The organism is Dysgonomonas termitidis (genome assembly GCF_054657735.1).
The window spans coordinates 1,512,030-1,527,477 of sequence record NZ_BAAHYD010000002.1 but is presented as its reverse complement, the minus strand read 5'-3'; the positions used below and the strand labels follow the sequence as shown (position 1 = coordinate 1,527,477).

13 protein-coding genes are annotated in these 15,448 nt (G+C 40.5%); 5 read left to right on the top strand and 8 right to left on the bottom strand.

The annotated features are described in order from the left end of the window. Window positions 1–16: 16 nt before the first annotated feature. The 3 genes from ACYQ3L_RS10320 to ACYQ3L_RS10310 all read right to left on the bottom strand — a co-directional run bounded on the left by ACYQ3L_RS10320 (window position 17) and on the right by ACYQ3L_RS10310 (window position 4,146). Window positions 17–3,262: a UvrD-helicase domain-containing protein gene (locus tag ACYQ3L_RS10320; protein ID WP_379995557.1), complete on the bottom strand. Its 3,246-nt coding sequence runs from the start codon at window positions 3,260–3,262 to the stop codon at window positions 17–19. Beyond that, window positions 3,240–3,578, bottom strand: coding sequence for a translation initiation factor (locus ACYQ3L_RS10315; protein WP_379995559.1), 339 nt, complete (start codon window positions 3,576–3,578; stop codon window positions 3,240–3,242). Before ACYQ3L_RS10315 ends, ACYQ3L_RS10320 begins: the two co-directional genes overlap by 23 nt. Window positions 3,579–3,666: 88 nt before the next feature. Then, on the bottom strand, window positions 3,667–4,146 hold the full coding sequence (locus ACYQ3L_RS10310) for a methylglyoxal synthase (protein WP_379995561.1): 480 nt from the start codon (window positions 4,144–4,146) through the stop codon (window positions 3,667–3,669). Window positions 4,147–4,936: 790 nt separating this feature from the next. On the opposite strand from ACYQ3L_RS10310, the gene ACYQ3L_RS10305 reads away from it, so the two are divergent. From ACYQ3L_RS10305 to ACYQ3L_RS10290, 4 genes are all read left to right on the top strand, one after another. After that, window positions 4,937–5,365 (top strand): MarR family winged helix-turn-helix transcriptional regulator, encoded by a 429-nt coding sequence (locus ACYQ3L_RS10305; protein ID WP_379995563.1) that lies wholly within the window; start codon window positions 4,937–4,939, stop codon window positions 5,363–5,365. Beyond that, on the top strand, window positions 5,366–6,673 hold the full coding sequence (locus tag ACYQ3L_RS10300; RefSeq protein ID WP_379995566.1) for a TolC family protein: 1,308 nt from the start codon (window positions 5,366–5,368) through the stop codon (window positions 6,671–6,673). Between the two features lie 51 nt (window positions 6,674–6,724). Next, the gene (locus tag ACYQ3L_RS10295) at window positions 6,725–7,822 is read left to right on the top strand and encodes an HlyD family secretion protein (RefSeq protein ID WP_379995568.1); all 1,098 of its coding nucleotides are present in this window, start codon (window positions 6,725–6,727) and stop codon (window positions 7,820–7,822) included. A 67-nt stretch (window positions 7,823–7,889) separates the two neighbouring features. Further along, complete coding sequence (locus ACYQ3L_RS10290) at window positions 7,890–9,497, top strand: MFS transporter (protein ID WP_379995570.1); 1,608 nt, start codon at window positions 7,890–7,892, stop codon at window positions 9,495–9,497. Between the two features lie 97 nt (window positions 9,498–9,594). Here ACYQ3L_RS10290 and ACYQ3L_RS10285 read toward each other — a convergent pair whose 3' ends face one another. Both ACYQ3L_RS10285 and serC read right to left on the bottom strand, forming a co-directional pair. Further along, entirely contained in the window at window positions 9,595–10,518 is a 924-nt protein-coding gene (locus tag ACYQ3L_RS10285; protein ID WP_379995572.1) for a 3-phosphoglycerate dehydrogenase, read from the bottom strand. An 81-nt stretch (window positions 10,519–10,599) separates the two neighbouring features. Further along, window positions 10,600–11,673 carry a 3-phosphoserine/phosphohydroxythreonine transaminase gene (gene serC, locus ACYQ3L_RS10280; RefSeq protein WP_379995574.1) on the bottom strand — a complete coding sequence of 358 codons (1,074 nt, stop codon included), beginning with the start codon at window positions 11,671–11,673 and terminating at the stop codon, window positions 10,600–10,602. Between the two features lie 381 nt (window positions 11,674–12,054). Here serC and ACYQ3L_RS10275 point away from each other — a divergent pair, with 381 nt between their 5' ends. Beyond that, on the top strand, window positions 12,055–13,299 hold the full coding sequence (locus ACYQ3L_RS10275) for a DUF1015 domain-containing protein (RefSeq protein WP_379995577.1): 1,245 nt from the start codon (window positions 12,055–12,057) through the stop codon (window positions 13,297–13,299). Between the two features lie 244 nt (window positions 13,300–13,543). On the opposite strand, the gene ACYQ3L_RS10270 is transcribed toward ACYQ3L_RS10275, so the two are convergent. The 3 genes from ACYQ3L_RS10270 to ACYQ3L_RS10260 form a co-directional block, all read right to left on the bottom strand. Beyond that, the gene (locus tag ACYQ3L_RS10270) at window positions 13,544–13,690 is read right to left on the bottom strand and encodes a hypothetical protein (RefSeq protein ID WP_379995579.1); all 147 of its coding nucleotides are present in this window, start codon (window positions 13,688–13,690) and stop codon (window positions 13,544–13,546) included. Window positions 13,691–13,694: 4 nt separating this feature from the next. Beyond that, window positions 13,695–13,910 (bottom strand): hypothetical protein, encoded by a 216-nt coding sequence (locus ACYQ3L_RS10265; RefSeq protein WP_379995581.1) that lies wholly within the window; start codon window positions 13,908–13,910, stop codon window positions 13,695–13,697. A 545-nt stretch (window positions 13,911–14,455) separates the two neighbouring features. Then, window positions 14,456–14,713, bottom strand: a complete 258-nt coding sequence (locus tag ACYQ3L_RS10260; protein WP_379995583.1) for a hypothetical protein — start codon at window positions 14,711–14,713, stop codon at window positions 14,456–14,458. Window positions 14,714–15,448 lie beyond the last annotated feature (735 nt).

The window sequence follows — 15,448 nt, the reverse complement described above, 5'->3', positions numbered from 1 at the left end:
TATTTTCTATTTTTTATTAACATCGGATTTCTATTGTCTTCGCCAGTGCGAGATAACAAATATAGCCTTTTACATCCGTATATCCCATCTTTTCTATCTGTTCTATATAATATTTTACCTGACGGATGTATTTTTTATCTTCCTTTTCCCCGAATTTGTAATCGATGACGACTACTTCGCTATCTTTCATCATTACACGGTCGGGACGGCTGAAAGTGCCTTTTGGTTGCAATATCTGGACCTCGTTCAATACCTTGTATTCTCCCGAATACCAGGGCAAAACAGCCGGATTGGACAGATAATTCCTAAGCAGTTTTATTATTGTCTCTTTCCGTTCCCGGGTAATATCACCCGATATATGATACTCTTCCACCGCATTTTCAATATCCTCCAGAGTCTGTACCTTGCTTACTATTTCGTGCATCAGGGTACCATAGTCGCGTTGTCCCGAATCGGAAAAATAATACTTGTTTTTTAATAGCAGTTTTACCCGTTCGTCATACGGCGTGCCGGACAAAGTGTCTATATTTATTTCTTCAACAAGAGATTTCTTCTCTTTTCTTACAGGAGAATATATTTTATTTATTTCAAATATACCTTTTTCTTCATCCAGATATTGAGGCAGGTCTATATATGTCCGCCTGCCGGATAACAAGGCCGGAGATGTATTTACGCAAGCCCACAGCAAAGAGGATATATTGCTTACCTCATCTTTCTTCGGGCGCGGAGCAAAAACGATCAGTTCATTTCCGGCACGCGTAAAAGCCACATACAGCACATTTATATTGTCGATAAACGCGTGCAGGCGTTCATCGAAATATTCATAGTCGAAGATCGTATTTTTCAGTTTCTGCGAATACTTTACGGGTACAAGGTGCAGCCGGTCGAATGGTTCGGCCTGCGGATGGCACCACAGTACAGTTGCCAGCTTATGGTCTATCTCCCAATTACAAAAGGGAATGAGTACCACTTTAAATTCCAGTCCTTTCGACTTGTGTATGGTCATGATACGGATAGCATCCTGCCCGTCGGGAGTAAATATAGTCTTGCTTACGCCTGTTTCGTCCCACCATTTAAGGAATGCGTCGAGATCCGACGAGTTGCGGATGGTGAAATCGAGCACCATATCGAGGAACGATTGTATGTATATTTGTTCGTTGTCTTCCATTGCATTGCGGAACAATTCGAACATTTCTTCCGTCATTTCATATAGAGGCAGTTCCCTGATACGGTTCAGCTTTTCTTTAACCTCTTCGGGTAGATCATCCTTAGACGAAAAATATTTCAACAGGGCTTCTTCTGCACTTAGCTGGTTGCTGTACTTGAAATATTCATAAACCGCCAGTGCTTTCAGGGAAGAATCCAGTGGATTATGCAGGTATTTCAGCAGGGCGATAATGAGCTTTATACTTTTCGAGTTGCCAACAAACAACGCTTCATCGGAAATGATATCGTACCTGTATTTTGCATCCCTGTGTTCGCTTTTATATTCCAGCAGGCGGTTAGCTACATCGGCACCCTCCTTTTTCGTGCGAACGAGGATTGCGATGTCTTTCAGCTTATAGCCCCTGTCCTGCAGGCTTTCTATCTGTTCCGGTAACTGTTCCAGGGCATAATCCTGCCACACATGTTCATCGGTATCTATAAACTCTACTTTGACATGCCCTTCGTTGCTTTTATGGCTCTCGGGTATTTCCTGATATAATTCGTTATAAGCTTTGGTTATGCGGGAGAAAAAAGGTTGCAGCCGCTTATCATCCGTGTCTTGCAGAGGCTTGTTGTATGTATCTTGCAACAGATTTGCACCGATAGTAAAAATGGCATTGTTGAACGCTATTACATTGTATGAACTGCGCCAGTTGGTGCCGAGTGTTTCGTGATTAATGCCCTCATTAGCGAAATCCTTGTCGAGCTGTTCGTCCAGCAGCTTCCAATCCGAATTCCGCCAACGGTAGATACTCTGTTTTACATCCCCTACAATAAAATTCTTATTACCTCCGCTCAGGCTGTCGCGTACCAGAGGCAGGAAGTTTTGCCATTGCATGCCGGATGTGTCCTGAAACTCGTCTATCATATAATTATTGACACGCATTCCTACCTTTTCGTAGATAAACGGTGATTCATTCCCCTCTATGATACGGTTAAGCAATTCGGTGGTATCCGAAATCAGCATGACGTTGTTTTCCGCGGCATATTCCCGAATCTTTTTATCCACATCGCCCAGTATTCCAAGAGTGAAAAAATAGCGGTTTATTTCATATGCCGTCTGATAGGTACGTGAATTGTCGTAATGGCCCATTATACTGCAAACGCAAACATTCAGTTCCGGATATGCGTCTTCTATTTTGCTTCTGATCTCCGCTCCGGTTTTTGCCGTGTACCAGCCGGACACTTCGTCAGCCATCGTACGGAAGGTATTCGTAGGCTCCTCTATCGTGCCGTTAGCCCATTTCAGGAATGAGAAGAAGGGAGAACGCGAACCTCCTTTAAAATCTTCGGGTTTCAGCCCGTAGCGGGTCATTATATTCAGGGCTTTTTCGCCTGTCTCCTGTGAAGTCTTTTCAAAGTTCCGGATGATGGCGAAAAGCATCTCCTTGTAGTCTGTCATCAGCTGTTTATCGGAGATATTTTCCTGTACCTTATTGCTGTATGTTTTGAAACTTTCTTTGAATATCTCTTTCGATAGGGATTGTATATCGTTGCGGATATTCCATGTTTCGCCATTCTCCACTTTTTCTTCCGAAAAACGGATGAGCCAGTCGAGCAGCTGTTTGTTATCTTTGCTTTCCAGATCGTAGAGCATGGAGTCAATGGCTTCTCCCAATATTTTGTCGGTATCCAGTTCCACGTTGTAGCCTCCTCCCAATCCTATTTCGCGGGTAAAGGCCCGCATGGTTTGCTGGAAAAACTTATCGATGGTACTTACCGAAAAGGCTGAATAGTCGTGTAGGATTCGTACAAGGATGTCATAGGCTTCTTTTCTAAGTTGCTCTTCGTTGAAGCTGTACTCATGGGTTAATAATCCGATGTAATCGGAGTTGCGGCCTAGTGCCAGATTTGCCAGTTCGGCGATGATACGCCTTTTCATCTCGTCCGTAGCCTTATTGGTGAAGGTTACAGCCAATATATGCCGGTAGGCAAAGGGTGATGAAAATAGCAGGCACAGATATTCAGCGGTCAGGCGGTGAGTTTTACCCGAGCCTGCCGATGCTTTATATACATGCAGATTTACTTCATCGTCAAATAATGCGTGTTTTGGCATATCCTTCCTTTTGCAGGAGTTCCAGTATTTTGTTTCTGAAATCGCCTTGTATGATGATTTCACCGTCTTTGGCAGAACCTCCGACACCACATTTCACTTTCAGCAGCTTACCCAACGCTTCCATGTCTTCGGCAGTGCCGATAAATCCGGTAATCAGTGTGACCGCTTTTCCCTTCCTGTTTCGTTTATCCAGGGAGATGCGTAATGCCTGCTTTTCTTTTGGCAAGGTATCCTGTTCCTCTTCGCCTTCTTTTTCATATTTAAAGTCCGGATTGGTAGAATATACCACATTCAGACGGTCTTTCCAATCGCTCATAATTAGATAATTAATAGTTAATAATCAACAATTAAAAATTGAAATGCAGTTTTATTCTTAATTATTAATTCTTCATTCTTAATTATTTTCAGTCTTTCATTCTTCTGAAATTCGTATCAAATTTCGCCCTGTCGAATATCTCATACCTTGGCAGTGTAGGCTTATAATCCTCTACATCCCATAAGGTACTGGTAATCATCAGGTCGGCACTGTAACGGTTACATGCGATAGGCACATTATGTACGCGGCACTGGCGTAGCAACATCATAATATCGGCTTCGTGCGGTTGCGGATTCAGGTCGTCGATAAGGAATATCGCCAAATCTATTTCGTGGCGTACCACCATCGCTGCAATCTCCGCATCACCTCCTAACGGCCCCGAATTCATCCGGGTGATTTCGGCCTCTATTCCTTTCTCTTCGAATGCATCTTTTATCAAAGTTCCGGTTGTTCCTGTGCAAACCAAATGTTGTTTAGCGAGGAAGTCCGAATTGTAATAACACCATTCTACCATGTCCGCTTTGCGGTGGTCGTGCGCTACGAGAGCTATTGTCAGTCTTTTTTTCATATTCATTATTTTTTTAGATTGTGAAATGATTTTTCAGTCACAAAGTTTTATTATTAATTATCCCAAAGATAAGACATTTCTGTGTCTTTTCGATGAAGCAACGATTAATCTTCATGTAAAGAAGAATCTGATGAATTACTTTGTATTTATTATTCGTTGGATTTTAATGTGGATTTTTTTCTACTACGCGCAATCAAAGATTGCTTGTGTTCCTTTTTTCCTAAGCAAAAAAAGGAACCAAAAATGCTTTAGCGCCCCGCTTCAAAGGCCGACCCGTAACGGAAAAAAGACGAAACGAAAAAACTCGCTGGAAAGATTTTATAACCCGAATCAGCGGATAAGCTCAAACACGTTTTCGTTTTTTTCGTCTTTTCATCCTACGGGTACCCCGTCCATGAAGCTAACGGCGCAGGCTGACGCATTAAGCCCAATATGCGCCAGCCTTGTCGTGCGTCAGCCTCTGCGCATTAGTTACGCAGGCGGGGCACCCACACGGTGCAGTCGGCTTAGAAAGGGACGGAGCGCTAGCCTTTTGCTTACTTTTGGGCAATGCCAAAAATGAGGACAAGCCTCGCAGGGCGCGGCAGAGAGGAGCTAAGACTCAATGTATAATTAAGGATAGGAACTATGTAGAAAAAAATCCAACATTAAAACTCAACATTGTATCGATAAATATCACCGACATCTCTATACAATATTATTTTTATAATAAGCATAAAAATGTATATTAGTTAAACATTCAACTAATTATTTTGTTATATCTTTGCATTCGAAAAAACTGAAGAGATATATGATGCAAACATTTGTACAGACAATATTGCAGACTCAGTCTTTCTACCGTCAGATAATCCATCGGAAAATGCGAGAACATAATATAGATGTAACATTCGAAATGTTGCATATATTGAGGTGTTTAGACAGGGTTGATAGTAAAATAAACCAACAGGAACTGGCAAATCTGACATATAAGGACAAATCGAGCCTCTCCTATCTGATAAAGAATATGGAAAAACGAGGACTGGTCTCACGTGAGGAAGATCCGTCCGACAAACGCAACAAACTTGTGGTATTAACGGCTAAAGGGGAAAAAATGCATGCAGAAATCAGGGAGATAATAGAAGACGTATATACAAAGCTGGAAGAAAATGTCAATCAGGGGCATATCCAGCTATGCATAGAATATATGAAGGAATTTACGGATATTAATAAGGAAAGTTAAGTGAAAACAACACTATACATATTACTGGCTACATTAACATACATATCATCGCTTACTGCACAGAATACATACAGGCTTACAGTAAACGAGCTGTTTGAACGCGGAGTACAAAACAGCATCACAATACAATCATCTGTGATAAAAACACAGATATCGGAAGATAAGGCAGGCTTGGCAAAGAATAAACGATTGCCCGATATTTCGGTCAGCGGCCTGTTCGGCTATGTGGGTACGCCGACCATTCTCGATAAAGACTTTTCATTCCTGAAACATTCCGACACCCCCGACTGGAAACAGAATTATCAGGTAGCGGCAACTCAGCCTATATATCAGGGTGGGCGGATAAAGAACAGTATAGAGAAAGCCGAATTGGAAAAGGAGATAGCTCAATTGTCTTTACAGAAGGATAAATCGGAGCTGAAACTCTGGTTAATAGGTAAATATCTCGATCTATTTAATTTATATAAAGAACGGGAAGTATATGCCAAAAATATTGAAGAAGCTCAGATCCGTCTGCGGGACATTGAGAAAATGAAGGAGGAGGGGATGATTACCACAAACGATGTTTTGCGTAGTCAACTACTTCTTACAAATTATGAATTATCGTATAAAGAAACGGAGAATAATATTACCCTTACCTCCCAGCAACTGGATATTATACTGGGAATGGACGAAAATACAATTCTTGAACCGGATCAGAATCTGCTCTCATCTAAGCTCGATATACAGCAGGAAAACGACTATATATATCAGGCTTACGCACAATATCCGGATATGAAAATTATGGAAAAGAATATTGCTTTAGCACACAATAACCTGAAACTGACAAAGGCTGATTATTTACCTGCATTATCATTACAGGCAAGCAATACTCTGGCCCGTCCCATTCCGAATGTCTCACCTGCACAAGACTTGTATCTGAATGCATGGGGTGTGACGCTAAATCTGTCGTATCATATTTCGTCATTATTTGACAGGAAACATGCCACCAACGCGGCAAAAAGCCAGATACACCTGCAAGAACTGGCGCAGGAACAGCAAAGGCAAAATATCCGTACAGATGTGAAATCGGCATTCGTAAAACATCAGGAAGCACTGGACAGAATAAAAGCATTGGGAAAATCTGTAGAGCAATCGAATGAAAACTACCGGATAGTAAAAAACAGGTATTTCAACCAGCTGGCTATACTGACCGATCTGCTGGATGCAAATACAGTACAGTTGAATTCGGAGTTACAACTTACTGCTGCAAAAACAAACGCGATATATACCTATTACCAATTACAAAAAGTTAGCGGAAACCTATAGAGTTTGTTATAATAATAAAATATATGATTAAATCCTTTCAGTTGCTTAATTATGGATACAGATAAATCAAACATGGCTGACAGAAAAGAAGAAAAAGAGGCCTATCGTAAACTGAAAAAGAAACGCACACGCAATATTATACTTAATATTATCAGTATATTACTGGCATTAGGCGGTATCGCATGGGGAGTGACTTTTTTCATCCGTTACTACCGTTACGAAATAACAAACGATGCAACAATAGAGCAATATATAACACCTATCAACTCACGTGTATCGGGTTATATAAAAGAAGTGCGTTTTACCGAACACCAGTGGGTAAATACAGGAGATACCCTATTGATAATAGATGACAGGGAGTTTAAGATAAAAGAGATGGATGCCGAAGCCGCACTGATGGATGCAAAGAGTTCTTCATCTGTACTTTCATCCAATATAGCTACAACTTCTACGAATGTGGCCGTATCTGATGCAAACATAGAAGAAGCAAAAGCACGTCTGTGGAAAGCAGAGCAAGACCTGAAACGTTATAAGAATCTGCTGGATGCCGAATCGGTTTCCCGGCAACAGTACGACCAGATAAAAAGTGAATATGATGCTCAAAGCGCTCATTATAATGCTTTGCACCGGCAGAAAGAATCCCTGAGGTCGACATCTGCCGAAGCCGCAAAAAAACAGGGGAATGCGGAAGCTACGATCCTCCGCCGCGAAGCTGACCTGGCAATGGCTAAACTAAATCTGTCTTATACTGTAATTATTGCTCCGTATAGCGGTTATGTAGGCCGCCGCACCCTTGAAACCGGACAACTGGTTCAGGCCGGACAGACAATAACCAACCTGATTAAAAACGACAATAAATGGATTATAGCGAACTACCGCGAAAAACAGATTGAAAATATTTATATCGGGCAGAAAGTAAATATAAAGGTTGACGCTATAAGCGGTAAAACATTCACAGGTAAGATAACGGCGATATCCGAAGCTACGGGAGCTAAATACTCAATGCTGCCGACCGATAACTCCGCCGGCAACTTTGTGAAAATACAGCAGCGTATCCCTGTCCGTATCGATTTTGATAATATACCGGCTGAAGACATGCAGAAATTGCGTGCGGGAATGATGGTGGTTACCGAGGCGATAAAAGAATGACGAATTAATTAAGAATGAAAAATTAAGAATTAAGAGTGGCGTAAGCGGCTTGTAATTCGTAACTAATATGATAATTCCGGTAATACGTACAACGACAATCAGTCCTTTCAGAAGCTGGGTCCCGGACTGGCTCAAGGTCGTTGTTGCCCTGACTATACTTATTCCTGTATTGCTGGTCAATGGAGCATACACCGGCAGTAATATAGACATATCCAGTTATCTTGGTGTTATATCCGAGGATATCAACATGGCTTATTATGCATCGTCCGTCGGCATGGCCGTTGCATATCTGGTTATACCGAAGGTAAAGCCTCTGGCTACAGCCAAAACAATTATTCTTGTGGTACTCCTATTTCAGGTATTACTCAGCCTGATATGTGCCGAAACAGACTACATAGAAGTAATCATCGTTTGCAGCTTCTTTATCGGCTATTTTAAGGCTTTTTCGATGATTGAGACTATCAACATATTGATGCCGGCATTAAGCCCGAGCGGAACACGTAACGAGTTCTATGCAAAATTTTATCCTATTACATTGATATGCGGACAATTGTCTTTAGTCCTCACAGCCGAGCTGGCTTATCTGTATAACTGGCAGTATATGTACTATTTCATGATACTGATGTTGCTGGTCGCCATTATCGCAGTGGTTGTATGTATGTCGTTTGCCCGCAGGCTGGTGCGTATTCCTTTAAGGGATATAGACTGGCTGAGCTTTTTCCTTGTGTCGGTCTGCTTTATGGCTATTGTATATGTGGCAACGTATGGGAAAACGAAAGACTGGTTTTCTTCAACCAGTATCATAATAGCAACAATACTGATCCCGCTGACAGGCTGGCTTTTTCTACGCCGCCAGTTTTCCGGTACGCCTTTTCTGGATATGAGCGTGCTGAAAAACCGTAATTCGGTAACGGTATATCTCCTTTCTTTCGTGCTGATGTTCTACGCATCGTTCAGTATACTGGTATCGTCTTATACTACCAGTGTGCTGAGACTGGACAGTACGCATATGAATGAACTGTATTTGTATATGATTCCGGGCTTTCTGGTAGGAGGGATCATATGCTATTACTGGTTTGTAAAAGAAATCCGTATGGCCTGGCTTATCTTCATGGGCTTTGCCTGTTTTACAATATCACTGGCGCTCCTGTATTTTATGATAACACCTGCAGGCTTGTACGAAGACCTTTATCTGCTGATGTTTCTCAGGGGTGTAGGTATGTTGGTGCTGTTTGTGGCATTTGCTATTTATGGCATATACGGACTCTCACCTAAACAGCTTATATATAATGCATTCTTTATGATATCAGCCCGTTCGGCTCTTGCTCCGGCAATCGGCGCATCAGTGCTTACAAACTGGCTGTACCGTCTGCAACAAAAAAATGTCAGTATCCTTTCAGAAGGTGTGGATATGCAGAATGCCTTGGCCGGCAGCCAGTTTACCTCATCTGTAAATACTGCATTGTCGCAGGGCTGGAGCCTCGAGGATGCACAACGGATAGCGACTAACGCGTTGTATCAGAAGATACAGATACAAGCGGTAACAGTCAGTATAAAAACCATTGCAGGCTGGATGTTGATTCTTGGTATTTTCCTTTTAGTCTGTATCGTACTTTATTTTCTTCAGTTTAAACCTGTGAGATTGATGAAGATGGGTAACGATATGTCAGGGTAAGCAATGATATAATGTGTCAATATGCCGATGTGCCAATTAAAAAACTCCGATAATAACTTACCGGAGTTTTCTATTTTTATATTAGCTTATTAGCATATTACTTTTTATTCACTCTGAAACGTTCATTTCCGTTCTTAATGAAATCGACGATCTGGCTGGCTGCTGCTATACCTGCATTGGTATTAGCTTCGGCAGTCTGCGCACCCATTTTTTTAGGAGTGGAGAAATACCGTCCTGCAAATTTCTCCGCCATTTCAGCATGGTTGCCCGGCATAATGTCGGTGACATATTTGAAGTCTTTACGATCTTCCATCAGCTTAACGATTTCGGCTTCATTGATAACTTCCTTACGTGCCGTATTGATGAGTAATGCATTTTTCGGCATTTTACTCAACAGCGCATAATTGATAGAATTCTTAGTCTCGGCAGTTGCAGGAATATGCAATGAAACAAACTGGCAGGTAGTATATAGATCTTCGGCTGACGCTACCGCTTTCACTCCCTCTTTTTCGATAGCTTCCGCAGTCAGGAACGGGTCGTAAGCATACACTTCCATACCGAATCCTTTCGCTACGCGCGCCACATTGCGCCCTACATTTCCATATGCGTGGATACCAAGCTTTTTACCCATAAGTTCGGTGCCTGATGTTCCGTTATAGAAGTTACGCACTGCATATACAGCCAGTCCAAGAGCCAGTTCTGCTACAGCATTTGCATTCTGTCCCGGAGTGTTCATCACGCAAATGTCGTTTGCTGTGGCAGCATCCAGTTCGATATTGTCGAAACCCGCGCCTGCACGCACAACGATTTTCAGATCTTTAGCCGCATCCAATACTTCTTTATCGAATATATCGCTGCGGATAATTGCCGCATCAACATTAGCTACAGCATCCAGTAATTGTTTCTTCTCAGTATATTTTTCAAGTAAAACAAGTTCGAAGCCTGCTTTTTCGATTACATCGCGGATACCGTTTACTGCTTCCGCTGCAAAAGGTTTATCTGTTGCTATTAATACTTTCATTAAAAAAAAGCTTTTAGCCTTTCGCCATCAGCCGTTAGCTTTTTAAGCATCGGCACATTGGCATATCGGCGCATTAAATAATTATTTTGCGATTTGTTTTTCAAATTCTTTCATTGCATCCACTAATGCCTGTACGCCTTCAATCGGCATTGCATTGTATATGGAAGCACGGAAGCCGCCGACAGAACGGTGTCCTTTCAGTTCGTACAATCCTTTCGATTTGGCAAAATCAAGGAATGCTGCTTCATTTCCTTCATATTCCGAAGTAAGAACGAAACATACGTTCATCAGTGAACGGTCTTCGATAGCGCAAGTCCCTTTAAATACAGGATTACGGTCAATTTCATTGTAAAGCAATGCTGCTTTTTCCTGGTTACGTTTGTACATAGCCGGTACACCTCCATTAGCTTTCAGCCATCTCAATGTTTGCATGGCAGCATAGACAGGTACAACCGGAGGTGTATTGAACATAGAACCGTTCTCAATATGTGTGCGGTAATCCAGCATTGTCGGTATCGGACGGGTTACTTTACCCAGCAATTCGTCTTTTACGATTACAAATGTAACTCCGGCAGGAGCCAGATTTTTTTGAGCGCCACCGTATATCAAGCCATATTTGGAAATGTCTACAGGACGGGAAAATATATCGGAAGACATATCGGCCACCAATGGAACCGGAGAATCCAGATCTTTATGCAATTCGGTACCAAAGATTGTATTATTGGTAGTAACATGGAAATAATCCGCGTCGGTAGGGATAACATAATCTTTAGGAATATATGTAAAGTTAGCAGGTTTTGATGTTGCCACTTCTACTACTTCACCGAATAATTTGGCTTCTTTCAATGCTTTGCTGGCCCATGTGCCAGTATTCAGATAAGCAGCTTTTTTCTCCAGCAGGTTGTATGGAATCATACAGAACTGAAGGCTGGCACCTCCGCCGAGGAAGATTACTGAATAACCTGCGGGTACTTCCAATAGTTCTTTAAATAATTCAACAGTTTCGTCCATTACCCCCTGGAAGTCTTTCCCACGGTGGCTCACTTCCATCAAAGAGAATGATGACCCGTTGAAATCCAGTATGGCTTTCGCTGTTTCCTCTATTGTTTGCTGAGGAAGAATTGAAGGACCTGCACTAAAATTATATTTCTTCATTGTTATAAAAATTAGGAATTAGTATTCTTCTGCGCTATTTAAATAAAAGTGAATATTTTAATGATATATTTTTCTGATTACAACTAGTTTATTGTTATCTTGTCTGCCAAGAACAATAAAGAGGTCAGAAGCCTTAAGGCTCTCAAAATTAGTAATTATATCTTAAAACAAGGTCTTTTAAAAGAATTATTCTTTTCTTAATTTTGAAGGTTGTATCAAAATGTTTTTTACAACATATTTGTAATCAATTATTCGATAAAACAGCTCTTGTCTTTCATTGTTTTTATATATTTGTAGTTGACAAAAAGAAAGTATCCGTTATTAAAAACTCATTACCTTATTCGAAGTTTTGTTTAACCTTATTATAAAAAACAGAGTGTCATGGCTGTAATTAAACCGTTCAGGGGGGTAAGACCTCCCAAAAGTATTGTAAAGGAAGTCGTTTCCCGTCCTTATGATGTCCTGAGCTCACTCGAGGCCCGCCTCGAAGCTGAAGGCAATGAGAAATCGTTATATCGCATAATTAAGCCTGAAATTGATTTTGAAACAGTAATTGATGAGCACCATCCGGATGTTTACAACCGTGCCGTAGAGAATTTTAATAAATTCCAGGAAAAAGGCTGGCTGGTGCAAGACCCCGAAGAATACTACTATGTGTATGCCCAGACAATGAACGGAAAAACGCAGTATGGACTTGTTGTTTGCTCCCATGTGGAAGATTACATGAACAACAGGATAAAAAAGCACGAATTGACACGCAGGGATAAGGAAGAAGACCGGATGAAACATGTGCGGATAAATAACGCCAATATAGAACCTGTATTCTTTGCATATCCTGACAATAAAGAACTGGATGGGATAGTGAAAAGAATTATTTCAACTGCCGCCGAATATGATTTTACGGCAAGCGATGGTGTCGGCCATCATTTCTGGGTGATAAAAGATAAGAACGATATACAGCGGATCACGGAATTGTTTGCCGCAATACCTGACCTGTACATAGCCGACGGACATCACCGCTCGGCAGCTGCGGCACTGGTAGGCGCGGAAAAAGCAAAACAGAACCCGGATCATAAGGGGGATGAAGAATATAACTTCTTTATGGCAGTTTGTTTCCCTGATACCCAGTTGAATATAATAGATTACAACCGTCTGGTAAAAGATCTGAACGGGTTATCGGCAGCCGAATTCCTGAAAAAGCTGGATAAGCATTTCATCGTGGAAGAAAGAGGTGCGGATATAGCGCCTCCTACCGGCCTGCATAATTTTTCTATCTATCTCGAAGGTAAATGTTATAGCCTGACTGCCAAAGAAGGTACTTATGACGACAATGACCCCATCGGTGTACTGGATGTGACTATTTCGTCAAAATATGTTTTGGACGAGATACTGGGGATTAAAGACCTGCGTTCGGATAAGCGTATAGATTTCGTCGGAGGTATCAGGGGATTAGGCGAATTGAAAAAACGTGTCGACAGCGGTGAAATGAAACTGGCGCTCGCTTTATATCCTGTGACCATGAAGCAGCTGATGGATATTGCCGATTCCGGAAATATTATGCCGCCGAAAACAACCTGGTTCGAGCCAAAACTCCGTTCGGGGCTAGTAATACATAAATTAGACTGACAAAAAGAGTGAAGCAGAAGAAGGGGACGGCTTAATTCGTCCCTTTATCTGTAGTCGGGATTCTTGTTCTCTCTTACAAGTATTGCGATATGGAATGATTATTTCCTATATAACGTATCAGGTATATTCCATTTTCGTATTGAAAGAATACATACCACTGTGTGTTGCGGTTTTTCCTGTAAACGGCGTAGTATAAGTCTCTACCGTATTTATCAAAGTAGGGAGGAGCTTTTTTCCTGAGTTTTCAGGGCAAGGAAGTTTTAATATCGTCGTACAAGTCAAAAATATATTCAATAGCTGCGTCTTCGAAGCCAAAATAGCTTTCATCGTATAATACCTGAACCAATTCGGTAAGATAGTCATCGACTTCTTCCGTCATTAATACTTTCATCCGCCTACTTCCTAAACATTTCTCTTATCTGGGGTTCAATGGCTTTTTTAGCCTCATCCATTGTCATTGCGTTAGCCAGATCCTCTTCCGAAATCAATGGTTTCTTAACTCCTAACTCCAGTTTCTTTTTACCTCTGGTTATAATAACTTTTTCATTATGAGCCATATACAGATACTTTGAGAAGTTTCGCTTAAATTCCAATTCTGTGATAACTGTCATAATTATATCTGCTTTAGCTTTGTGCAAACATTCGAAAAAAAGTAATACACTTGGGCGGAGAGGCGTTAATTGTTGTGGTTTTGGATTTCGATTTTCAGGACACGGATAAATATCTATGCCGGCAAAGGTTTTGTAAAAGACAGAAGCCGATGTCTGATTTTATGTCAATACCGGCTTCTTTCTTATGATAAATAAATTTTTCTTACATCCTTCTTTGTTCAAATGTTTCGTATTTATTATTTGATACGATGCGTACCTTGTCATCTGCTTTCCATGTGTCAAGGATGAGATACTTCAAGAAGAAGCATACAAGAGAAAGGATTGAATAAAAAATGATTCCGTTTAGCAAATTGTCACCGCCAGGTGACCAGTTTGTGCTTAGAAGAGAATCAATTGCCGATACTGATTCCTGCATCCCGATATACATCAATAAACAACAAAAAAATATCATAGTTGATATTATTCCTATAAAATTCAGGATTGAGGCCAACATTAACTAAATGATTCTTAAAATGATTTTCAATGTTTTCATAATTGCGTTTCTGTTATTCAAATTCCTGATGGCTCATAATCAATGTACTCGTAGGATTTGTACATCTTTGTGTGTCGTTCTCTAACCCATACTTCTTTTTGATAAGCATTCCTATTGTCCGGTTCACTAAATCAAGTCCATGTTTTTCAACAAGCCTGAGATACTGATGCATCAACACCTTATCATTCTGAATAAGTAAAAAGACTTCATCGGTTATGACTTTGTTTTTTTTAGATATAACCTCATCGGCAAATTCTTCGATATTTTTCATTCAGGTTTAATTTTTAATAAAGTTTATGTATTACTAATATTTCTTTTTGTCCTTTATCCTTTTCCATACGCACACAAAAAAAGCGTGGACAATTACTGTATTATCTGCTTTATGAGGTCTTCGCAATACTTAACCGCCAAATAAACGAGTAAAGCCCACGCCAAAGCGTGAGCGTCATCGCTTTACTCTTGGCGGTTTTTTGAAATTTGCGAAGTTTCATAAAGCCAGAATAAAAGCTATACGCTTTTTCCAATATTTTAAAATGTGCGCAGTTTTTACACTTTACACCATAGGCAAAAAATTATATGTATCTATACAAAGATATGTGATTTCTTCTTTATTGTTTGGAAACAACCATATTTTTTACTTGTTACAATTTAGAATATATGAAATATGTGTTTTTTACAGAAAGTTTATCTATACATTTTTAAGCTGATAGCCATTAACCGTTAGCTTGCAGTTCTTTGAAAAGCTTTAAGTAGTAAGTTTTAAGTAACAGATAAAAAATAGTGGGAAAAGTGTAACTTTTGTAACTTTTTTGATATAGTTACGGGTTACTTCACTCTAGGGCAGTTACAAGTTGGCTGGCGTTTTGTTTTGTTTACTGTTAACTGAAATAAGTGTTACCTTTTACAAAGTAATAAGTATTGAATGGTTTCTATTTTAGCGCGTTTACCTTAGTCGCAATCAGATAAATAAACTTATATTTGTTATTTCATTAAAAATCCGGGATAT

Coding starts and splice junctions, on each gene's coding strand:
- ACYQ3L_RS10310 (WP_379995561.1), bottom strand. CDS start 4,146: ATGAAAAAAAGACTGACAATAGCTCTCGTAGCGCACGACCACCGCAAA.
- serC (WP_379995574.1), bottom strand. CDS start 11,673: ATGAAGAAATATAATTTTAGTGCAGGTCCTTCAATTCTTCCTCAGCAA.
- ACYQ3L_RS10305 (WP_379995563.1), top strand. CDS start 4,937: ATGATGCAAACATTTGTACAGACAATATTGCAGACTCAGTCTTTCTAC.
- ACYQ3L_RS10265 (WP_379995581.1), bottom strand. CDS start 13,910: ATGACAGTTATCACAGAATTGGAATTTAAGCGAAACTTCTCAAAGTAT.
- ACYQ3L_RS10295 (WP_379995568.1), top strand. CDS start 6,725: ATGGATACAGATAAATCAAACATGGCTGACAGAAAAGAAGAAAAAGAG.
- ACYQ3L_RS10290 (WP_379995570.1), top strand. CDS start 7,890: ATGATAATTCCGGTAATACGTACAACGACAATCAGTCCTTTCAGAAGC.
- ACYQ3L_RS10275 (WP_379995577.1), top strand. CDS start 12,055: ATGGCTGTAATTAAACCGTTCAGGGGGGTAAGACCTCCCAAAAGTATT.
- ACYQ3L_RS10315 (WP_379995559.1), bottom strand. CDS start 3,578: ATGAGCGATTGGAAAGACCGTCTGAATGTGGTATATTCTACCAATCCG.
- ACYQ3L_RS10320 (WP_379995557.1), bottom strand. CDS start 3,262: ATGCCAAAACACGCATTATTTGACGATGAAGTAAATCTGCATGTATAT.
- ACYQ3L_RS10260 (WP_379995583.1), bottom strand. CDS start 14,713: ATGAAAAATATCGAAGAATTTGCCGATGAGGTTATATCTAAAAAAAAC.
- ACYQ3L_RS10285 (WP_379995572.1), bottom strand. CDS start 10,518: ATGAAAGTATTAATAGCAACAGATAAACCTTTTGCAGCGGAAGCAGTA.
- ACYQ3L_RS10270 (WP_379995579.1), bottom strand. CDS start 13,690: ATGAAAGTATTAATGACGGAAGAAGTCGATGACTATCTTACCGAATTG.